Raw genomic sequence first — 21,726 nt, 5'->3', positions numbered from 1 at the left:
AGCTATGTATTTATTTGGAGCAAGCGGACATGGAAAGGTAATTGCAGATATTGCTGCTGCTAATGACATAAAAATTAAGGCATTCATAGATCAGGATGTCACTAAAAAGGAATGCTATGGATTTCCAGTCTTGAATAATTTACCAGAGGATAAGGAAAAACTTATTATTGCAATTGGGAATAATCTTACCCGTAAAAAGATTGCAGAACAGATTAAGCACGAGATTGGCATTTTAATACATCCAAAATCAATAATTTCTGGATCTGTGAAAATAGAAATGGGAACAGTAATCATGGGAGGAGTGGTCATTAATGCTGATACTGTCATTGGAAAACATTGTATTATCAATACCAATGCATCTGTAGATCATGATTGCGTGGTTGAAGACTTTGTTCATATTTCACCCAATTCAGCACTTGCCGGAGGAGTGGAAGTAGGAGAAGGCTCTCAGATTGGAATAGGAGCTTCGGTAATCCAGGGGATCAAAATAGGAAAGTGGTGTGTAATTGGTGCCGGAGCGGTCATCATTGCCGATGTCCCCGATTACTCAATTGTTGTAGGAAATCCGGGTCGAATTATTAAGAAAAATATTATATAAATAAGTTACTAATCAGAAATATGAATACTAAAATCTGGCTGTCCTCGCCGCATATGGGAGGGAATGAACAAAAATACATCAACGAAGCATTTGAAGAAAACTGGGTAGCCCCATTGGGACCTAATGTTAACGGATTTGAAAATGATCTGGAGCAGTTTTTAGGAGAAAATGCAAAAGTGGCTGCACTTTCTGCAGGTACTGCGGCATTACACCTTGCTCTTATCGAATGCGGAGTTGTACATGGTGATGAGGTGATCTGCCAATCAATGACTTTCTCTGCTTCAGCCAATCCAATTGCGTATTGTGGCGCAATTCCTGTTTTTGTGGATAGCGAACCCGCTACATGGAATATGTGTCCGAAAGCATTAAGAGAAGCCATCGAAGACAGAATCCAGAAAGGAACAAAACCTAAAGCGATTATTGTAGTTCATCTCTATGGTATGCCTGCGAAAATGGACGAAATAACAGCCATTGCTCAGGAATTCCAGATCCCTGTGATAGAAGATGCGGCTGAAGCACTTGGTTCTACCTATAAAGGACAGGCATGTGGAACATTCGGACGTTTTGGGATTTTAAGTTTTAACGGAAATAAAATTATCACCACTTCAGGAGGAGGAGCCTTGGTTTGTCATACTCAGGAAGATAAAGATAAAACGGTTTTTCTTTCTACACAAGCCAGAGACAATGCACCGCACTATCAGCATTCGCAGATCGGCTTCAACTACAGAATGAGTAATATTGTAGCAGGTATAGGAAGAGGACAGATGGAAGTTCTTAAGGACAGAGTGGCTGCACGCAGAGCAATGCACGATTTCTATGTTGACCTTTTCAGCAATATTGAAGGGGTAAATGTATTTTCAGAGCCGAATGATGATTTTTATTCAAATCATTGGCTGTCTGCAGTAATCATTGATCCGGAAATTACAGGTAAAGACAGAGAAGGTTTAAGACACGCATTTTTAGAAGACAATATTGAATCAAGACCACTTTGGAAGCCGATGCACGTACAGCCGGTTTTTGAAACTTCTCCTTATTACGGTGGAAATGTTTCTGAAAAACTCTTTGATAACGGACTATGTCTACCTTCTGGTTCTAACCTGTCAGACGGTGACAGGGAAAGAATAACAAAAGTAGTACATTCGTACTTTGGAATTTAATATCATTGCACTTAATGAATCAGTATAGATATTGGAAAGCGGTTTTTGATTTTGTCTTAGCGGCAATATTAATCCTCTTTCTTATGCCGGTACTGATCATTTTATTTGTGATTGCAAGCCTGGATACATCTTCCAACGGAATTTTTTTGCAGACACGGATAGGGCAGTATGGAAAACCATTTACCATTTTTAAAATTAAAACAATTCATGAACAGAAGAGAACATGTTCAAAAGTAGGGCAGGCTCTCAGAAAATTTAAGCTGGATGAATTTCCGCAATTGTTTAATATTATAAAAGGTGATATGAGCTTTGTAGGCCCCAGACCTGATATCGAGGGCTATTATGATAAGCTTACCGGAACAGACAGAAAAGTTTTGGAACTCAAACCCGGGCTTACCTGTGAAGCAAGTATTAAATACAGAGATGAAGAGTATCTCCTGAAAAATCAGGAAGATCCTTTAGCTTACAATGATGAAGTATTATTTCCAAACAAAGTAAAAATGAATCTGGATTATTTTGAAAATATGTCCTTCAGAAACGATATAAAGATTTTGTTTAAAACATTAATAACCACATTGAAATAGAGTTTTTAACTATTATGAAAATTAAAGAAACCCCGCTTAAAGACTGCTACATCATAGAGCCTACTATTTTTGAAGACGAAAGAGGCTACTTCTTTGAAAAGTTCAATGAAAAAAAATTCGAGGAACTTACAGGAATGAACGGGCACTTTGTGCAGGATAATATTTCCAAATCTTCCTATGGAGTATTGAGAGGTCTGCATCTTCAGAAAGGAGAACATGCCCAAGCAAAACTGGTTTCCTGTCTTGAAGGCAGCGTTTGGGATGTGGCTGTAGACCTTAGAGAAGATTCTCCTACATTCGGAAAATGGTTCGGAATAGAACTTACTGCTGAAAATAAATTACAGTTGTATGTGCCGAGAGGCTTCGGACATGGTTTTTCTGTATTGAGTACCCATGCTGTTTTCTCTTATAAATGTGATAACTTTTATAACAAAGAATCGGAAGGCAGTGTGAAATTTAATGATCCCGATCTTAATATTGACTGGAAGGTAGATGAAAAAGATGCTATACTTTCAGATAAAGACCAGAATGCCCCTGGATTTAAAGAAAAAAACTTTTAAAGTATATTCCTGAAAACCACTTTTATAAAGTGGTTTTTATTTTTTAATCCTAACTCTCCAATATTTTGTATCTTTGCAGACTCAAAATCAAAACGATGCGTACAAAATCTGTAGGGAAGAAGAAAATCAATGTAGTCACTCTTGGATGTTCCAAGAATGTATATGATTCTGAAGTATTAATGAGCCAGCTGAAAGCCAATGGCAAAGAAGTGGTTCACGAAGACCGTGGGGATATTGTGGTCATCAATACCTGCGGATTTATTGACAATGCGAAAGAAGAGTCTATCAATACCATCCTGGATTATGTTGATGCTAAAAACAGAGGTGAGGTTGAGAAAGTATTTGTTACAGGATGTTTATCTGAAAGATATAAACCGGATTTGATCAAAGAAATTCCGGATGTAGATCAATATTTCGGAACAAGAGATCTTCCGGTACTTTTGAAGCATCTGGGAGCAGATTATAAACATGAACTGGTAGGAGAAAGACTAACAACAACTCCCAAACATTACGCATACCTTAAAATTTCTGAAGGCTGTGACAGGCCATGTTCTTTCTGTGCGATCCCATTGATGAGAGGAGGCCACGTTTCAACGCCAATCGAAAAACTGGTGTTAGAAGCTCAGAAACTGGCTAAAAAAGGAACGAAAGAATTGATTCTTATTGCTCAGGATCTTACTTACTATGGTCTCGATCTTTATAAAAAGAGAGCATTGGGTGATCTTTTAAAAGAATTGGTAAAAGTAGAAGGAGTGGAATGGATTCGTCTTCACTATGCTTTCCCAAGCGGTTTCCCTGAAGATGTTCTTGATATTATCCGTGAAGAACCTAAAGTATGTAATTATATTGATATTCCTCTTCAACACATCAATTCAGATCTGCTGAAATCTATGAAGAGAGGAACTACCCATGAGAAAACAGATGCCCTTTTAGGAAAATTCAGAGAAAAAGTTCCTGATATGGCCATCAGAACAACGCTTATCGTTGGGTATCCTGGTGAAACAGAAGAGATATTTCAGGAGCTTAAAGACTGGGTAAGAGAACAAAAATTTGACAGACTAGGCTGTTTTACCTATTCTCATGAAGAGAATACTACAGCCCATGTTTTAGAAGATAACATTCCCCAGGAAGTAAAAGAGGCTAGAGTAGAGGAAATAATGGAACTGCAGTCTCAGATATCATGGGAAAAAAACCAGGAAAAAATAGGGAAAGTATTCAGATGTATTTTTGACCGTAAAGAAGGGAATTATTTCATCGGAAGAACAGAGTATGACTCGCCGGATGTAGATAATACGGTTTTGGTTTCAGCAGAAGATACTTATATTTCAATTGGTGAATTTGCAGACGTCAGAATTACCTCTGCCGAAGAATTTGATTTATATGGAGAATTAGTGTAGCTAAACGCTTATTAATCAGTAAAAAAAATGCATTGTAAAGTAGACTTATTAACAAAAATTAACATAGAATTTTCTCGGTAGACTGTTTTTATTTTATTGATAATCAATTTGTTAATATTTTGTTTAATTAAGAATTTTTAATTTTCTTTTATAATGTATTTAAAATCGAAAATTATGTATTAAATTTGCGCAAGAAGCAATATTTTTAAATCATGTGCTTTCAGCAAGTTAGTCATTGAAATAAAGCTAAAAATCAATTTAAATAATTAGTTGGATATTTTTTTTAGTTTGATGTTCACAAGTTGAGATGTATGTTCCTTTTTGGAAATATTGATGAAAAAAATGTAATTTAAAATCTTTAAAAACTTATGAAAAAATTTTTATTAACAGCAATTATGCTTGTTGGCCTTTCGGCCGTTTCTAAGGCTCAACAGGGGCGAGTGGGGATTAACACAACCACACCTGCCGCAACTTTAGATGTAGTAGCCAACACTACAGATAATGCTAGACCTGATGCCTTATTAGTCCCTCGTATGACAGCAGCAGAATTATCCGCTAAGGATGATACAAGTGGAACGTACGCTGCGCCTCAAAACGGAGCCATTGTTTACATTACTGCGGGAACCGGTACAGGAGCTAGAAAAGCTAAAATTACTGGCCCTGGTTTCTATTATTTTGATAATACTGTTCCAGAATGGAAACCTTTTGGTGGCGGTTCTGTCGCTCCTGCAGGAATGACAGTAAGAGCGCAAACAGCTGCTACGATCTCAGATGCAGACCTGAACAATGCAATCCTTGTTACGTCGAATGTTACATTTAACCTGGCTACATTAACAAAAACCAATGGTAAAACCATTACATTTATTGATGCTACAGGAGGTAATTTCTTTAGTGTAACGGGAGTTCATACTAGTGCTTCAACAACACCTCTTCAATCAGGTGGATCTTTGTCTTATATTTGTGATGGGACAAATTGGTATAGCTATAGTTCATTCTAATAATAAAACACAATTATGAAAGTATATTTAACATCAGCATTGTTTGCCATTGTTGCGGCATCAAGCACTTTTTTTGCTCAATTGAGATCTAATGGTACTGTCAGTGCTACAGTAGCTACACAGTCCGTATTCTTAGATGCTTCTGCAAACGGCTTTACAACATCTACTAGTAATGGTAAAGGATTAGCATTTCCTAGAACAAATTTAACAACGTTCACTTTTGTAACACCAGTAACTAGTGCGCTTAATTTCCCTACAGCATATGATGGGATGATTGTTTATAACTCTACTGCTGGTACTACTCCAGCTACAGGATCAGGTATCGGAAACCAAACGGTAGGTGTAGGTTTTTACTATTTCAGCAACCCTACTCCAACACCAGCATTCTCTTCAGCTTCAGGACAATGGTTACCATTGAGTTCTTCTGCTAAAGAAAATATTCTTACTACTGAAACTGTTACAAACAGACTTGTAAATAATGCACAGATTTATGGTATCAAAGGAACTTTTACTGCAAATGGAACGACTACTGCAGTAACAATCCCTGCACCTGGTGGAATTACTGCTTTGTATGGAATTACTATTTATAAAGCGGGTACTAACACAGTATATTCAAGAGAATTGTACTCATACGATATCACTAATGGATCTGCTGTTACAGGATCTCCTACCATGTCTGTAGTATATCCGAGTGGAACATATGACTATGTTTTGGAATATTTAAAATAATATTTATTTATTATACAATAAAAAAACCAATGAGAAATCATTGGTTTTTTGCTTTTGAGATGAGACGTTCTTTTATTTTTTCGACGGAGATAAAAATAGTACACTAATTTTTAAAATTTCTATCATGTTATTTTTGCTGTCATATCAATCTTGAAATTTTAACACAGTACATACATGTTAAAATAGGATTCAAAAATCTGATATTATAAGGCTGAGCATCTTCTGGTGGTCATTTTTGTTATATACCGGATTTAAGATTTTTAATTTTAAAATTATTCTTTCTGATTGAAATCTTAACAATGCGTATTTTGTAATATGCTGGTTATCAGCTATTTTTGTTTCTTGGAATTTTAAATTATGTATGAATTAGTTAATTATATTAACTTTTTAAGTGTTTTTTTAACACTTTTTAACAGCATGGTGTAAAAGCCCTATCCATAGGAGGTTACAGTGGTTTTTAGTGTTTTATTATGATTTCGTTAACTATTTTTAACATATCGAATAGGGTTTTATAAAGATTCCTGATACATTTGCTCCCGTCAAAACCAATAAAAGTTCAAAATGATGAAAAGATTCATTCTCGTAATCATAATGATGATTTCAACCCTAGGTGTTTACTCTTTTACAGGTAATGCCTTAGATGCGAAAAAAACAAGTTATGCATCGTACTACCACGATAGATTTAACGGTAGAAAAACCGCCAGCGGAGAAATCTTTGATAACTCAAAGTTCACTGCAGCAAACAGAACGCTTCCATTTGGAACAAACGTTAAGGTAACTAACCTTAAAAATGGTAAAGAGGTAATAGTGAGAATTAATGACAGAGGGCCTTACCATTCATCAAGATCTTTAGACATGTCTAAAGCTGCGTTCGATGAGATCGGAGATATCAGTCATGGTACCATTCCGGTCGAATATGAAATTGTCGATTAATTTTATGATTTAAATTAAAAAAAAGCCAGCTGATTCAGCTGGCTTTTTGTATGGATGAATACCTGTTGATTATACATCCAATTCCAATAAAGCAGGACAATGGTCAGAATGCACCGCTTCCTTTAAAATAACAGCCCTTGTGAGCTTATCTTTTAAACTATAGGAAGTGAAGTTATAATCCAGTCTCCAGCCTTTATTCCTTTCCCTTGAATTTTGTCTGTAGCTCCACCAGGTATAATTGTCCGGTTCATTGTTAAAGAACCTGAAACTGTCTATAAGTTCACATTCATTGATGAAACTGGTCATCCATTCTCTTTCCATAGGAAGAAATCCGGAAACATTCTTTAGACCTACAGGATTGTGAATATCGATAGCCTCATGGCAGATATTAAAGTCTCCCGATATAATCAGGTTAGGAATTTCTTTTTTTAAATTCTTGATATACTCAAGAAAATCATGGCAGAACTGCATTTTAAAATCCAGCCTCTCAATATTGGATGCAGAAGGAACATATACGGAAATGGCGGAAAATCCGTCAAAATCTGCACGAATGATTCTTCCTTCATTATCATAGCTTTCGATGCCGCAACCATACTCTACATGATTAGGCTTTATTTTTGAAGCAATTCCGACCCCGCTGTAACCTTTTCTTACTGCAGAATGCCAATAACTGTGATATCCTAATTTTTCAAGACTTTCGATGTCTATCTGATCGTTTCCGGCTTTGCTTTCCTGAATACAGATGATATCCGGATCGGCAATCTTCAGCCAGCCCAGGAAATCTTTTGTGAAAGCAGCTCTGATTCCGTTGACATTGTAAGTGATTAATCTCATAAACAAAATAAATTTTTTCAAATGTAGGGAAATAAAAAAGCCGGTCTTTAATTTCAAAGCCGACTTTTTATATTTTTAGGAAGGGATTTATTTTTTAAAAACTGTTTTACCATCCTTCGTCAGTTCTATTTCTTCGCCTTTTCCTCTCAGTTCATAATGATCATTCTTATACCATATTCCTGATGCAGGCTTTTGCCCCTGTAGTTCAATTGTTTCATTGTTGAAAACTACTGTAGCCGTATTTTTAGTGTTGTTGAAAGTCATGTCCAACGTTTTTCCGCTGCTGTCTTTCGAAGTACTTTTTACAATTTCATCCTGAGTTCCTGACACCGCTGCTGAATCAGACGGCGTAGAAGCAACACTGTCTATAGTAGCCGGTGCGGAATCTGTTGCTTTCTTTTCTTTATTACATGAAGTTAAAAATAAAGCTGCGAATGCTGCTGCAATAAAAATGTGCTTTTTCATAAGATTATATTTATTTAAGGTTGCCTTCAAGTATGCAAAATGAATGCCTTAAAAAAAGAGGCGGAAAAAATCTATTGATTTTTTCCGCCTTTAACCCAAAATTAAATAAACTATGAAAAAAACTACTTGGGTTCTAATACGCTGATAGGAATAATACACTCTTCAAGTGAAATTCCTCCATGCTGGTAAGTTTCTTTATAGTAATTAACAAAATGATTGTAATTTTTAGGATAAGCCAGGAATATATTGTTTTTAGCAAAAATATATTTAGAACTTAGATTTCCTTTTGGAAGGAAAAGCTTTTCAGGGTTGGTAATGGCCCATACGTCACTGTCATCATACGTTAAACTTTTACCCGTTTTGTATCTGATATTCGTAGACGTTTCTCTGTCTCCTACCACTTTACTTGGCTTTTTCACGTATACCGTTCCGTGATCTGTAGTGATAACAAGTTTATAACCATTTTCTGCCGCTGTCTTAATAATCTTCAATAAAGAAGAATTTTCAAACCAGTTGAAGGTAAGAGAACGGAATGTCTTATCATCGCGGATCAACTGATCTACAATATGGTTGTCTGTTTTCGCGTGTGACAGGATATCAATAAAGTTATACACAATCACCAGCAGGTCATTATTTTTATGCTGATTGAAGTCATCATAGATTTTTCTTTCAAAATCAGCGTTCAGTACTTTAAGGTATTTCATAGATTTTGAACCAAGACCGATTCTTTTCATCTGGTCTTCCAGGAAATCACGCTCAAATTCATTTTTATTTCCTTCTTCATTATCATTGAACCATTTATCCGGGAAACGTTTCTCAATCTCCGATGGCATTAATCCTGCAAAGAAAGAGTTCCTTGCATATTGTGTTGCCGTAGGAAGAATGCTGTAATAATAATCTTCTGATATTTTATTGTAATATTTTGTGAATAAAGGTTCAATCACTTTCCACTGATCATAACGAAGGTTGTCCACCATCAGTAAAAGAACTTTTTCTTTTTCCACTTCAGGTTTTACTTTTTCCTTGAAAAGTGTGTGGCTCATCATTGGTTTATCTGAATCTGTAAGCCAGTTTTCATAATTTTTCTCAATAAACTTTGCAAACTGAATATTGGCTTCCTCTTTCTGAGATTGAAGAAGATCGGCAAATTCATTGTCTGCTACCTTATCAAATTTAATTTCCCAGCTAAGGATCTTTTTATAATATTCAGCCCATTCCTGATAGGTTCTCAGGTAAGAAAGTTCCATGGAAAGGTTTCTGAATTCCTGCTGGTATTGTAAAATTGTTTTTTGTTCTACAAGATTATCCTGCTGAAGGTTTTTCTTTAGGGAAAGTAATATCTGATTAGGGTTTACAGGCTTTAATATATAGTCGGCAATCTGGGAACCGATAGCCTCTTCCATAATGTGTTCCTCTTCACTTTTTGTCACCATGACGATTTTTAGGGCATTATCTTTTTCCTTGATCATTGGAATAGCTTCCAATCCGGAAATGCCTGGCATATTTTCATCAATGAGTGTTAAAGCGAATTTCTCTGAATCCATAAGTTCCAAAGCCTCATTCACGTTATTAACCGGGGTTACCTGGTAACCTTTTTTTTCTAAAAATACGATATGAGGTTTAAGTAAATCTATTTCATCATCGATCCATAATATCTTTTCTGACATAATTTATTTTTTACATGGTTATTGTATCAAAATGTTGACCAAATCCTTTTAAAATCTCACAAAATCGAAAGATTAAAAGTTAAATATTAGTTAAATGAAAATCTTGTGAAATAATTCACATTTTTGTCTCATTTAATCAGTGGTTTCTATGTATTCCAAAGCCTTTTCCAGAACTTCGTCTTTGCCGTTTTTTATCCCTTCAATACTTGGTTTTACAAGAATATCGGGAATGATTCCTATTCTTTGGGTTTCCCTGCCATCTGGATAATAAGCACCAAGGCCTGTAAACCTTGTATCAAGGTCAGCAATTGTAAACATAATGACATCTCCGTTGGCTCCCGAAGTATGACTTCCTATAATTTTCGCGTTCGGATGCTGTTTGAACATCATGGTTGTAGTTTCTGCCTGGCTTTGTGTATTCTCATCTACTAAAACGATTACCTTTCCTTTATAGTATTCAGGATTCTTTCTGCCTGTGACGTTTTTTCTGCTGTAAAATTTTCCGGGATAGCTGGTGTCAGGAAAAGTAAACTGATAATAGATTGAGGGGTTGGGAAGAAGAAGATAACTTAAGGGAATGATTGTTTGTCTTGGATAATTCCTGAGATCAAAAATAATAGCTTTTGTGGATTTTAAACTGCGGTACATCTCATCAAGATCTTCCTTTTCTAAAATTCCCATATTCACAAACCCGATTTTCTTTTCATCATCCATCAATTTCCATTTTTTAGGAGCCGGAATTTTTTCATGAATAATATCTTTAATAAGGTATGTCCTGGTTTTTATTTCAAGATTTTGCCCATCCCTTTCGATCTTTACGGAAATAGAATCATTCTTGCTGTAGAGAAGTTTGTCTTTTATTTTGATGACCTTTCCCCATGAGTTGGAAGCGGGGACGTATTTCGCTAAACTATTGATCACTTGAGGGATGGTTTTTCCTTCTATATCATAAATGACATCTCCGTGATGCAGAGGGCTTTTATGTCTGGATCGTATGTCGTTAACTTTCGTAATCACCAGTTTCCCTTCAGCATACGTGTATTCCACGGGAACTTTTCGTTGACCATACAAACTACGTTGAATTTCTTTAGATGAAATATAAGCGTGTGAGTCATCTGTTTTAGCCACCAATTCTGCTAATGCCAGGTGAAAATTCTCGTCATTATCAATCGTTAGAAATTTGGGAATCATTTCCGTAAGGACATCATTCCAGTTCTGATCGGTTTCATATTTATAAGGAAAGAAATATTCTACATAATTCCAGTATCTGAATAACTCCAGTAAACCATTTCTTTTGGATGTAAATTGAGAACCATAGGATTTTTCATTCCTGAAATATATTTTTCTTCCTCCTTTTCCAATATAGTGATTGTCGCCAAGATTCCTGTTGTTTTCAATATAACGGAGCTTTTGAGATACATCATCGGAGAATATCTGCGAATTATCGATCCAGCGCAGGTCAAAATTCTTAAGGAAATAAACTTTCTGATCTTGTACTACACATTCTTTGCATGGTAGAACTTCTCCCAGGCTCTCAATCCATTCAGAATAAAAATTATTGAGAGATTTCTTATCGGTAATATCCTCAAGTTCATTGATCTTTTGAAAAAGCTGTTTATCCCAGTTAAGGTTTCCCTTTGCTACACGGGGATGGTAATATTTTAAAAATCCCCAAACCCTGCACAGAGATTCCAGCTTCTGGGTCTCGGTGATGATTTGTGCGGAAAAGTTTAAACTTAAAAGTAAAAAGAGGAAAAGCGGGAAGCGTCTCATTAAAGGTTACCGTGTTTTCTCTCAAAGATAATCCTTTAATATAACAGGCGCAAAAGGTTTTCAAAAAATCTTGAATTGATAATAATATAGATGTGAAACCATTTCTGAAGCTGATACGATGAGATTTTTGATGAAAAATATTCGGTAGATCATCGCACTATCACAATATCTTAATAGTAATTTAATAAAAAGCTAAATTTTAAAATGCCTAACTTTGTTTACTAATACTGACGTTTCAATGCAGAATAAGCTAAAAATCATCAACGATCCTGTTCACGGATTTATCAAAATACCACACGAGATTTTATTTGATATCATTGAGCATCCCTACTTTCAGAGATTAAGAAGAATAGGGCAGACCGGACTTTTGAATCTGATATTTCCCGGAGCTACCCATACCAGGTTTCACCATGCTCTTGGAGCAATGCATCTGATGTTCACCGCTCTGGAAACCCTGAAGCAGAAAGGAGTGAAAATTTCTGAGGAAGAAGAGAAAGGAGCGATGCTGGCCATTCTGATGCATGATATTGGTCATGGTCCGTTTTCTCATGCGCTGGAAAGTATGCTGATGGATGACTGGCATCATGAAAATCTTTCCTTATTGCTGATGAATAAGCTTAATGAGGAATTTGAAGGTCAGTTAACCATAGCTATTGAAATGTTTCAGGGGAAATATCACAGAAAGTTTTTCAATCAGTTGATCTCTTCCCAACTGGATGTTGACCGTTTGGACTATTTGAAGAGAGACAGTTTTTTTACAGGAGTGTCCGAAGGAAATATTAATACCCAGAGAATTATTTCCATGATGAATGTCTGTGAAGAAGGCGAGCTGGTGATTGATGCCAAGGGAATCTATTCCATTGAAAATTTCCTCACAGCCAGAATGTTTATGTACTGGCAGGTGTACTATCATAAAACTTCAGCTTTGGCAGAGTTTCTTTTGGTTAAAATCCTTGAAAGAGCTAAGTATCTGATTTCGAAGGGAACAGAACTTCCCGCAACGGATAATCTGAAATATTTCTTATACCGTGAAAAGAGCGGTGCAACAGACGAAGATATAGAAAGATTTACCCAGCTTGATGATAATGATGTGATTCAGGCTATGAAAGAATGGCAGAATTCTGATGACTTTGTTTTGTCGTATTGGTGTAAATGTGTAATTCAGAGAAATTTGCCTAAAACAATTATTTCATCACATCCATTTGACCAGGAAATAATTGAGGAAAAAATAAAAAAGAGTAACGAACTTTTCGGAATCGATAATGGTGATGAATTGGTTCATGAAATTAAAAGAAAATTATTGCCTTATCATGCAGAGAAACAGCCCATTTATTTGCTGCATAAAAATGGAAAAAGAACAAGGCTGCATGAGTCGGAAGATCAGCTTTTATCAGGATTAATCGTAAATAAGACGACCCGCTATATCCTTATGTTTCCAAGAGATATCTCCAGACTGGACTCTTAAAGAATATTAAAATTTACGATCTGAAACTAAAACATGTTTGCAAATTATAGAATTTCTTATCTTTGCAGAATATGGAATTTACAGCTTCGCAAATTGCAAGTTTTATTGACGGAAAAATAATAGGTGACGAGAATGCACTTATTACGGGAGTTTCACCAATTGAAAATGGGGAATCAGGACATCTTTCTTTTATAGCACAAGATCGGTTTTCTCATTTTTTGGATAGCTCAAAATGCTCTGTTATCATCGTTTCGGAAAAACTTCTGGAGAAAAATCATTATAACCCTACCTTAATCGTTGTAAAGGATGCCTATCTTTCTTTTCAGATCCTGATGAATTTATATCAGGAAATGCAGGGAAGAAAAGAAGGTATTGAAAACGGTTCATCTATTCACGACACAGCTGTCATAGGTGATAAAGCCTATATCGGAGCATTTACCTATGTTTCTGAGAAAGCCAAGATCGGGGAAGGATCACAGATCTATCCACATGTATATATAGGAAAAGGAGTGAAAATCGGTAAAAACTGTAAGATCGACAGTGGTGCCAGAATTTATGACTACTGTATTATTGGAGATAACTGTGTGATTCATTCCAATACGGTAATCGGAGGGGACGGTTTTGGTTTCCAGCCTACCGCTGAAGGCTTCAAAAAAATACCACAGCTTGGAAATGTAATCATTGAAGACGATGTAGAAATCGGTTCAAACTGTAGTATTGACAGAGCCACGATAGGTTCTACAATAATAGGGAAAGGAACTAAGATTGATAACCTGATTCAGATTGCCCACAACGTAAAAATCGGTCAGAACAACGTCATTGCTGCCCAGGCAGGAATTGCCGGATCTACAACTATCGGCGACTGGAACCAGATTGGTGGCCAGGTAGGTGTCGTAGGACATATCAAAATAGGGAATCAGGTGAAAATTCAGGCTCAGAGTGGCGTGAATTCCAGTGTTAATGACAGAGAAACATTGTACGGTTCACCAGCAATCAGTTACAATGACTATTTAAGGAGTTATGTTCATTTCAGGAACTTACCTGGAATCGTAAATAGAATAAATAATCTTGAGAATAACTCAAAAGATAATACTAATGAGTGATATGCAAAAAACACTTCAGCAAGAGGTAACTCTTTCTGGAATTGGCCTTCATACTGGTAAAGAAGTAAAACTTACCATTAAACCTGCTAAAGAAAATACAGGTTTTGTATTTGTAAGAACAGACCTGGAGGGACATCCTCAGGTAGAAGCTGATGTAAATTATGTTGTAGCAACTGAAAGAGGAACTACATTAGAAAAATTAGGGGTTAAAATTACCACTTGCGAACACCTTTTAGCAGCCCTTGTTGGTTGTGATATTGATAACGCAATTTTAGAAATGGATGCCTCTGAACCTCCTATTTTGGATGGATCTTCAAAATATTTTGTAGAAGCTATCGAAAGTGTGGGAGTAACAGAACAAACGGTTGCAAGAGAATATCTTGTAGTAAAAGAAGTTCTTACCTACAGTGATCCGGCTACTGGTTCGGAAATCACCATCATTCCTTCAGATACTTACGAAGTAACTACTATGGTAGATTTTGGGACTAAAGTATTAGGAACTCAGAATGCTACTCTTAAAAATATTTCAGAATTTAAAGACGAAATCTCATCAGCAAGAACATTCAGCTTCCTGCATGAATTGGAAATGCTTTTAGATCATGGTTTGATCAAAGGTGGAGATATTTCCAATGCTATTGTATATGTAGATAAAGATCTTACTCCTGAAACTACAGAAAAATTAAAGAAAGCCTTTGGGAAAGATAATGTATCGATAAGACCAAACGGTATTCTAGACAATCTTAATTTAAATTATCCTAACGAAGCAGCAAGACACAAATTACTGGATGTAATCGGTGACCTTGCTTTGGCAGGTGTAAAAATAAAAGGTAAAGTTATTGCTAACAAACCGGGACACTTTGTGAATACTCAGTTTGCGAAAAAACTAAACCGCCAGTGGAAATTGCAGAAAAAGAAAAACGTTCCGGATTTTGACCTGACAAAAGAACCGGTATTCGATATCAACGGAATTATGAAGCTTATGCCTCACAGACCTCCGTTCTTATTAATTGATAAAGTGCTTGAGCTTTCAGACTCTCATGTTGTAGGGTTGAAAAATGTGACCATGAACGAGCCTTTCTTCGTGGGACACTTCCCTAAAGAACCCGTAATGCCTGGAGTTCTTCAGGTAGAAGCATTAGCGCAGACAGGAGGAATTCTTGTATTGGCCAGTGTTCCGGATCCTGAGAACTATTCTACGTATTTCATCAAAATTGATAAGGTGAAATTCAAAAGAAAAGTAATTCCGGGAGATACGCTTATCTTCAAAATTGAATTGATAGAGCCTATCAGAAGAGGAATTGTTCATATGCAGGGATATGGATACGTAGGAGACACTGTAGCAGTAGAAGCAGAGCTTATGGCTCAAGTTGCAAAAAATAAAGTTGATTAAATGATTCATCAATTAGCAGCCGTAGATAAACGTGCGAAAATCAGCAAAAATGTAATCGTAGAACCTTTTACTACCATTGCAGGGGACGTAGAAATCGGAGAAGGAACATGGATTGGTCCTAATGTAACCATTATGGATGGGGCAAGAATAGGGAAGAACTGTAGGATTTTCCCCGGGACTGTAATCTCTGCAATTCCCCAGGATCTGAAATTTGATGGTGAAGATACGCAGGTAATTATCGGTGACGAAACAACAATCAGAGAGTGTGTTACCGTAAACAGAGGTACAAAGGCTTTAGGATATACTAAAATAGGAGCGAACTGTCTTATTATGGCTACTTCGCATATTGCTCATGATTGCGTTATTGGAGATCACGTTATCATTGTAAACGGTTGTGGGATTGCAGGACATGTAGAGATTGGAGATTATACAGTAATGGGAGGTTTGTCAGCAGTTCACCAATTCGGTAAAATCGGAAAACATGTAATGATTTCCGGAGGTACTCTGGTAAGAAAAGATATCCCGCCTTATGTAAAAGTAGCAAGAGAGCCTATGTCTTATGCTGGTATCAATTCTGTTGGTTTAAGAAGAAGAGGATTTACCAATGAAAAGATCTTTGAAATCCAGAAAATCTACAGGGCAATTTTCCAAATGAAGATGAACGTTTCCCAGGCTATTTCCCATATTGAGAAAGAAATGCTTCCAACGGCTGAAAGAGATGAGATCTTACAATTTATTCAAAACTCACCAAGAGGTATCGTAAAAGGATACGGAACCGGTAAAGATAGTAACTAATGAAAAAACTATCTTTCCTTTTTGTATTGGCAATTTCCAATTTTTACCTGTCACAGAACCAGAGAATAACAGGCATGGAGTTCTATTACGGTTTCTCAGACTATAAAAAAGACAGCATTGCTAAACCCAATGTGTATGCAGAAGTGAAAAGTCAGAATGAAGATTATATCAAAATGTCGCCATTCAGATATACAGATACTGATAAAAAGGCAAAGAAGGAGAATAGAGCATGGCTGATGAAGTATCAGGATAACCTGTATTTCAGTATGACCTATGCAGCATATATCTATTCTTTTGATACATTTGCAAGAGTCAATCTAATTGGGAAGAAATATTTTTTGATCTATCTGGATGAAGTAAAAGATAAAAAAGCAATTTCTTACAATAATCCTTACGGAGGAGGTTTGTTGGGAGGAGCTTTAAATGCTGGTTTAACACCTAAGTTTGCGTGGAAGGATAAAAAAGGAAACTCTTACAAGGTTCTTTTGATTGATATTGAAAAATCAAACAATACCTCTGATAAAAGAGATGTCAGCTTCGGATTGGTAGTAGATACAAAACTTATTGTTAAACTTACAGATAATGATCCTGAAGTCATTTCAAAATTAAAAACAAATCAGTATTACTTAGAGGATATAATTGATCTGGTAAATAAAGAAAATAATAAATAAAAAGCATATAATATATTAATGGCAACAAGTAACGATATCCGAAAAGGTCTTTGCATCGAGTATAGCAACGATATTTTTAAAGTAATCGAGTTCCTTCACGTAAAACCAGGAAAAGGACCTGCTTTCGTAAGAACAAAATTAAAGTCTGTGACTAACGGTAAAGTAATTGATAATACTTTCTCTGCAGGACACAAAATTGATGAAGTAAAAGTAATCACGAGAAAATTCCAGTATCTGTACGATGATGAGAACGGATTCCACTTCATGAACAATGATGATTTCTCTCAGTTATACATCAACAAAGAAATGATTGAGAACTCTCAGTTTATGAAAGCTGGTGAAGAAGTAACCATCATTTTGAAAGAAGCTGATGAAACGCCACTTTCTGCTGAACTTCCACAGTCAGTATATCTTGATGTTATCGAAGCTGATCCGGGTGTAAAAGGAAACACTGCAACCAATGCCCTTAAAAATGCAATCGTTGAAACAGGAGCAAGAGTAATGGTTCCTTTATTCATCGAACCGGGAGACAGAATTAAAGTAAGCACTGAAGACGGCAGCTACTTAGAAAGAGTAAAAGAATAAATAAAATGTACATAAATTCGGTTTGCATCAGCATTCCGAATTTTGTTTTATAAGAAAATCTATTGTTATGAGATTCCATTCTCCGCAAAAGCTTAAAACGATTGCAGATTTAATAGGCTCAGCATTTGTAGGGCCGGAAGATTTTGAAGTATTGGGAACCAATGAAATTCACATGGTAAAACCAGGTGATATTGTTTTTGTGAATCACCCTAAATATTATGACAAAGCATTAAACTCTGCAGCCACTATTATTTTAATTGATAAAGAAGTAGATTGCCCGGAAGGTAAAGCACTTTTAGTTTCTGATGATCCTTTCAGAGACTTTAATAAAATCAATACCCATTTTACCAGAATCTATAATTTCACAGAAGAACTGCACGATATTGAAATAGGAGAGGGAACCAAAATCCATTCTTCTGCAGTGATCGGAAACAATGTGAAAATAGGTAAAAATACCTTAATCTTTCCTAATGTAGTCATTGGTGACCGTACGGAAATCGGAGATAACGTCATCATCCAGTCCAACACCGTTTTAGGAGGTGATGCATTTTATTACAGAAAATTAAATGGAAATTTTGACCGTCTGATTTCTGTTGGAAATGTTGTTATTGAAAACAATGTGGAGATCGGAAACGGCTGTACCATTGACAGAGGAGTTACAGACTCTACCATCATTGGAGAAGGTTCCGTTTTGGATAACCAGATTCAGATCGGGCATGATACCGTTATCGGGAAAAAATGTCTGATTGCCTCTCAGGTAGGAATTGCAGGATGCTGTATCATCGGAGATGAGGTGACATTATGGGGACAGGTAGGAATCGCTTCCGGAAACAAAATTGAGTCGGGATCTGTACTTTTGGGAAAAACCGGAGTAAACAGAGATCTTGAAAAAGGAACCTATATCGGGATGTTTGCAGAAGATTTTAAAACTTATCTGAAAAAAGAAGTAAAACTGAGAAATCTCAAATAAACAATTCCAAAGGTTTTATCTAAAATCAAAGAAATTTGAGTAAATTTGTGAGCATTAATAAAATAATAAATAAATTAAAACAACAATAAAATGTCAATTTTAGTAAACAAAGATTCTAAAGTAATTGTACAAGGATTTACAGGGAACGAAGGAACTTTCCACGCTGGTCAGATGATTGAATACGGAACAAACGTAGTAGGTGGTGTTACCCCAGGAAAAGGAGGTAGCGAGCACTTAGGAAAACCGGTATTTAACACTGTAGCTGACGCTGTTGAAAAAGCAGGAGCAAATGTAAGTATCATTTTCGTACCACCGGCATTCGCAGCAGACGCTATCATGGAAGCTGCTGAAGCAGGAATCAAAGTAATTGTATGTATTACTGAAGGTATTCCTGTAGCTGATATGGTAAAAGTAAAATCTTATATCGCTGACAGAGACTGCAGATTAATCGGACCAAACTGCCCTGGAATCATTACTTCTGAAGAAGCTAAAATTGGTATTATGCCAGGTTTCGTTTTCAAAAAAGGAAAAGTAGGTATCGTTTCAAAATCAGGAACTCTTACTTACGAAGCTGCTGACCAGGTAGTAAGAGCAGGTTACGGTATTTCTACTGCAATCGGTATCGGTGGTGACCCAATCATCGGAACAACTACAAGAGAAGCGTTAGAGCTATTCATTAATGACCCTGAAACTGAAGCTGTTGTAATGATCGGTGAAATCGGTGGAGGTCTTGAGGCTGAAGCTGCAAGATGGTACAAAGCTAGCGGATCTACTAAACCAGTTGTAGGTTTCATCGCCGGACAGACTGCTCCAAAAGGAAGAACAATGGGGCACGCAGGTGCTATCGTAGGTGGTGCTGAAGATACAGCTCAGGCTAAAATGGAAATCATGAGAGAGAACGGTATCAACGTTGTTGATTCTCCTGCTGATATTGGTGCTACTGTAGCTAAGATTCTAGGATAATATAAAACCCAACATATGAAAAAACTTTTATTAGCCTCAGCTTTAATGCTTTCTGCTTTATCATTTGCACAGGTGCAATGGAAAAGTACAAGATTTGGAGTAACAGGAGGTTTAAACTACTCCAGAGTATCTAACGCCCACAATCCTTCAGGCCCAAGATACACTTTCCAGGCTGGAGCTTTGGCATTGATCCCCGTAGGAAAGGCAAACCAATTCTTTATTCAACCTGAAGTAGAGTATTATGGTGCAGGAGAAACAGGAAAAGATAAAGATGCTAAAGGTGTAAACGGTTATGATGCATTATATGCTAATAACTACCTGAGTGTGCCTCTTTATTTCAAAGGATATTTTTCTGAAGCAGAATCAGAATTCTTTGGATTAATAGGACCTAGATTTAATTTCTTGCTGAATCAGAACGTGAAAGACGCTCCTGTAAGCAGACCGTATTATGACCCGGATGTTACCGATCCTAACCAGCCGGCAGGCGTAAATGGTAAGGCGAAGAGCTTTAACTGGGGACTTGGACTGGGAGTAGGATACAGCTACAAAAGACAACTTGAAGTAGCATTAAAATACGACTTAGGTCTAAGTGATACCTATCCTGGTCTCGCTAAAGAAACTAAGGGTACAGATAAGAAAAAATCAGAACAGGTAATCGCACTTACTTTAAGCTATATATTCAAATAGAATATTTTCAGAATATAAAAAATCCCGGAAACTCTAGTTTCCGGGATTTTTTTTTGGTATGTTGTATCAATAATTTTCGCTTTTAATTTCCTACCCTTTAATCCATTTCCAAAGCTCTTTTAATGTAGCTTTATTCCCGTACATCAAAATACCTACACGATAGATTTTTCCGGCAAGGAAGATCATAAAAATAGTAGTTACCAGCAACAATCCTATAGACAATGCAATCTGCCATGCAGGAACTCCAAACGGAATTCGGGCAATCATAGCAACCGGCGAAGTAAACGGGATGATGGATAGCCAGAAGCCTAAAGGACCTTCAGGATTATTCATCAATGTAAAACTCCCATACATTCCTAATGTTAATGGCAGAATAGCAAATAAAGTAAACTGCTGTGTTTCTGTTTCGTTATCCACTGCAGACCCAATGGCTGCATAAATAGAACTATAGAAGATATATCCTAAAAGGAAAAATACGATGAATACAAAGATGATTAACGGAAAATTCAGCTCCAGCAGACTATGTGAAATCTGAGTCGCAAGCTGTCCCATGTCCAGTTTACTTGCCATCTCTTCATTTCCCCCCGGAATATTCTTCTGAAGAGGAGAAAAGCCTGTATTGAGTACCAATGCACCAATAACAGACATGGTAATCCAGATCAGAAACTGGGTCAGTGCAACCATGGTTACTCCCAGAATTTTACCCATCATCAGTTCAAAAGGTTTTACAGAAGAAATAATGATCTCTACAACACGGTTATTTTTCTCTTCAAGCACACTTCTCATTACCCTTACTCCATAAATAATAATGAACATAAACGTAACATACATCAGTACCATACTCAATCCGGATTTCACTCCGAAAACAAGATCTGAATCCTCTTTATTATTATCCGTAACGTTGATGGTTTTTAAGGTAAAGTTTTTATCAAGATCATTTAATTGAGTTTCCTTAATACCCAGCTGCTTGATCTTTTCTTTTCGGACAACATTACTGATATCAGATACAATTTGTTGTTTGGTATCAAATCCTATTTTGCTGTTGATAATTAGCCTGGCTTCTTTTTCAAGAGCATCAAAATTTTCATTTTTCAGCGGAGGAAGAATCAGGATACCATCCAGAGATTCATTGCCTTTTAAATTATTAATCTTGGACTTCTCATCAGCCGCAGAAACAAAAACGTAGTTTAATTTATCATTCGATTGAAGCTGATTGGTAAACAATCCACTCTTATCAACCACTTCTATAATACTGTGTGACTCATTCGCCTTAAACATTAATCCTACAACTGCTCCGAAAGCTATAATCAGGACAGGGGCAAGCAGAGTCAATATGATGAAAGATTTTTTCTTCACCTGCGTAAGAAACTCTCTCTTGGTAATTAAAAAAATATTATTCATA

General features: G+C 36.4%; 22 protein-coding genes. 17 read left to right on the top strand and 5 right to left on the bottom strand.

The window, feature by feature from the left end:
• Nucleotides 1-4 precede the first annotated feature (4 nt).
• The 8 genes from RAH34_RS01985 (at nucleotide 5) to RAH34_RS01950 (ending at nucleotide 6,956) form a co-directional block, all read left to right on the top strand.
• Entirely contained in the window at nucleotides 5-598 is a 594-nt protein-coding gene (locus RAH34_RS01985; RefSeq protein WP_306594981.1) for an acetyltransferase, read from the top strand.
• Nucleotides 599-618: 20 nt separating this feature from the next.
• Nucleotides 619-1,755 (top strand): aminotransferase class I/II-fold pyridoxal phosphate-dependent enzyme, encoded by a 1,137-nt coding sequence (locus tag RAH34_RS01980; RefSeq protein WP_306594980.1) that lies wholly within the window; start codon nucleotides 619-621, stop codon nucleotides 1,753-1,755.
• 14 nt (nucleotides 1,756-1,769) lie between these two features.
• Nucleotides 1,770-2,339, top strand: a complete 570-nt coding sequence (locus RAH34_RS01975; RefSeq protein WP_306594979.1) for a sugar transferase — start codon at nucleotides 1,770-1,772, stop codon at nucleotides 2,337-2,339.
• A gap of 14 nt (nucleotides 2,340-2,353) precedes the next feature.
• Nucleotides 2,354-2,899, top strand: coding sequence for a dTDP-4-dehydrorhamnose 3,5-epimerase (gene rfbC, locus RAH34_RS01970; RefSeq protein ID WP_114820308.1), 546 nt, complete (start codon nucleotides 2,354-2,356; stop codon nucleotides 2,897-2,899).
• 95 nt (nucleotides 2,900-2,994) lie between these two features.
• Nucleotides 2,995-4,296, top strand: a complete 1,302-nt coding sequence (rimO, locus tag RAH34_RS01965) for a 30S ribosomal protein S12 methylthiotransferase RimO (RefSeq protein WP_114820307.1) — start codon at nucleotides 2,995-2,997, stop codon at nucleotides 4,294-4,296.
• Between the two features lie 440 nt (nucleotides 4,297-4,736).
• Nucleotides 4,737-5,294 (top strand): hypothetical protein, encoded by a 558-nt coding sequence (locus RAH34_RS01960; protein WP_162800887.1) that lies wholly within the window; start codon nucleotides 4,737-4,739, stop codon nucleotides 5,292-5,294.
• A 15-nt stretch (nucleotides 5,295-5,309) separates the two neighbouring features.
• Nucleotides 5,310-6,023 carry a hypothetical protein gene (locus RAH34_RS01955; protein WP_114820305.1) on the top strand — a complete coding sequence of 238 codons (714 nt, stop codon included), beginning with the start codon at nucleotides 5,310-5,312 and terminating at the stop codon, nucleotides 6,021-6,023.
• Nucleotides 6,024-6,584: 561 nt separating this feature from the next.
• Nucleotides 6,585-6,956 carry a septal ring lytic transglycosylase RlpA family protein gene (locus tag RAH34_RS01950; protein ID WP_306594978.1) on the top strand — a complete coding sequence of 124 codons (372 nt, stop codon included), beginning with the start codon at nucleotides 6,585-6,587 and terminating at the stop codon, nucleotides 6,954-6,956.
• Nucleotides 6,957-7,025: 69 nt separating this feature from the next.
• On the opposite strand, the gene RAH34_RS01945 is transcribed toward RAH34_RS01950, so the two are convergent.
• From RAH34_RS01945 to RAH34_RS01930, 4 genes are all read right to left on the bottom strand, one after another.
• The gene (locus RAH34_RS01945) at nucleotides 7,026-7,790 is read right to left on the bottom strand and encodes an exodeoxyribonuclease III (protein WP_306594977.1); all 765 of its coding nucleotides are present in this window, start codon (nucleotides 7,788-7,790) and stop codon (nucleotides 7,026-7,028) included.
• A gap of 87 nt (nucleotides 7,791-7,877) precedes the next feature.
• Complete coding sequence (locus tag RAH34_RS01940; protein WP_114820302.1) at nucleotides 7,878-8,255, bottom strand: MliC family protein; 378 nt, start codon at nucleotides 8,253-8,255, stop codon at nucleotides 7,878-7,880.
• Between the two features lie 122 nt (nucleotides 8,256-8,377).
• Nucleotides 8,378-9,922, bottom strand: coding sequence for a bifunctional response regulator/alkaline phosphatase family protein (locus tag RAH34_RS01935; RefSeq protein ID WP_306594976.1), 1,545 nt, complete (start codon nucleotides 9,920-9,922; stop codon nucleotides 8,378-8,380).
• A gap of 132 nt (nucleotides 9,923-10,054) precedes the next feature.
• On the bottom strand, nucleotides 10,055-11,695 hold the full coding sequence (locus tag RAH34_RS01930) for a S41 family peptidase (RefSeq protein ID WP_306594975.1): 1,641 nt from the start codon (nucleotides 11,693-11,695) through the stop codon (nucleotides 10,055-10,057).
• A gap of 238 nt (nucleotides 11,696-11,933) precedes the next feature.
• Between RAH34_RS01930 and RAH34_RS01925 the strand changes: the two genes are divergently transcribed.
• The 9 genes from RAH34_RS01925 to RAH34_RS01885 all read left to right on the top strand — a co-directional run bounded on the left by RAH34_RS01925 (nucleotide 11,934) and on the right by RAH34_RS01885 (nucleotide 20,324).
• Complete coding sequence (locus RAH34_RS01925; RefSeq protein WP_114820299.1) at nucleotides 11,934-13,160, top strand: HD domain-containing protein; 1,227 nt, start codon at nucleotides 11,934-11,936, stop codon at nucleotides 13,158-13,160.
• Nucleotides 13,161-13,231: 71 nt separating this feature from the next.
• Complete coding sequence (gene lpxD / locus RAH34_RS01920; protein WP_110010004.1) at nucleotides 13,232-14,263, top strand: UDP-3-O-(3-hydroxymyristoyl)glucosamine N-acyltransferase; 1,032 nt, start codon at nucleotides 13,232-13,234, stop codon at nucleotides 14,261-14,263.
• Complete coding sequence (locus tag RAH34_RS01915) at nucleotides 14,256-15,653, top strand: bifunctional UDP-3-O-[3-hydroxymyristoyl] N-acetylglucosamine deacetylase/3-hydroxyacyl-ACP dehydratase (RefSeq protein ID WP_114820298.1); 1,398 nt, start codon at nucleotides 14,256-14,258, stop codon at nucleotides 15,651-15,653. The genes lpxD and RAH34_RS01915 overlap by 8 nt, the downstream gene beginning before the upstream one ends.
• A complete protein-coding gene (gene lpxA, locus RAH34_RS01910; RefSeq protein ID WP_114820297.1) occupies nucleotides 15,654-16,448 on the top strand; it encodes an acyl-ACP--UDP-N-acetylglucosamine O-acyltransferase in 795 nt (264 codons plus the stop codon).
• Nucleotides 16,448-17,119, top strand: a complete 672-nt coding sequence (locus RAH34_RS01905) for a hypothetical protein (RefSeq protein WP_114820296.1) — start codon at nucleotides 16,448-16,450, stop codon at nucleotides 17,117-17,119. Before lpxA ends, RAH34_RS01905 begins: the two co-directional genes overlap by 1 nt.
• 18 nt (nucleotides 17,120-17,137) lie before the next feature.
• Complete coding sequence (gene efp / locus RAH34_RS01900; RefSeq protein ID WP_076596574.1) at nucleotides 17,138-17,704, top strand: elongation factor P; 567 nt, start codon at nucleotides 17,138-17,140, stop codon at nucleotides 17,702-17,704.
• A 67-nt stretch (nucleotides 17,705-17,771) separates the two neighbouring features.
• Nucleotides 17,772-18,674 (top strand): LpxD N-terminal domain-containing protein, encoded by a 903-nt coding sequence (locus tag RAH34_RS01895; protein WP_306594974.1) that lies wholly within the window; start codon nucleotides 17,772-17,774, stop codon nucleotides 18,672-18,674.
• A 90-nt stretch (nucleotides 18,675-18,764) separates the two neighbouring features.
• A complete protein-coding gene (gene sucD, locus RAH34_RS01890; protein WP_002977143.1) occupies nucleotides 18,765-19,637 on the top strand; it encodes a succinate--CoA ligase subunit alpha in 873 nt (290 codons plus the stop codon).
• A 15-nt stretch (nucleotides 19,638-19,652) separates the two neighbouring features.
• Nucleotides 19,653-20,324, top strand: coding sequence for a porin family protein (locus RAH34_RS01885; protein WP_114820295.1), 672 nt, complete (start codon nucleotides 19,653-19,655; stop codon nucleotides 20,322-20,324).
• Between the two features lie 90 nt (nucleotides 20,325-20,414).
• Here RAH34_RS01885 and RAH34_RS01880 read toward each other — a convergent pair whose 3' ends face one another.
• The gene (locus RAH34_RS01880; protein ID WP_114820294.1) at nucleotides 20,415-21,725 is read right to left on the bottom strand and encodes an ABC transporter permease; all 1,311 of its coding nucleotides are present in this window, start codon (nucleotides 21,723-21,725) and stop codon (nucleotides 20,415-20,417) included.
• Between the last annotated feature and the right edge of the window lies 1 nt (nucleotide 21,726).

Source organism: Chryseobacterium sp. WLY505 (assembly GCF_030846215.1).
In the GTDB taxonomy this organism is placed as follows: domain Bacteria; phylum Bacteroidota; class Bacteroidia; order Flavobacteriales; family Weeksellaceae; genus Chryseobacterium.
The sequence above is the reverse complement of the archived record's forward strand: the minus strand, read 5'-3'. Positions and strand labels throughout refer to the sequence as shown.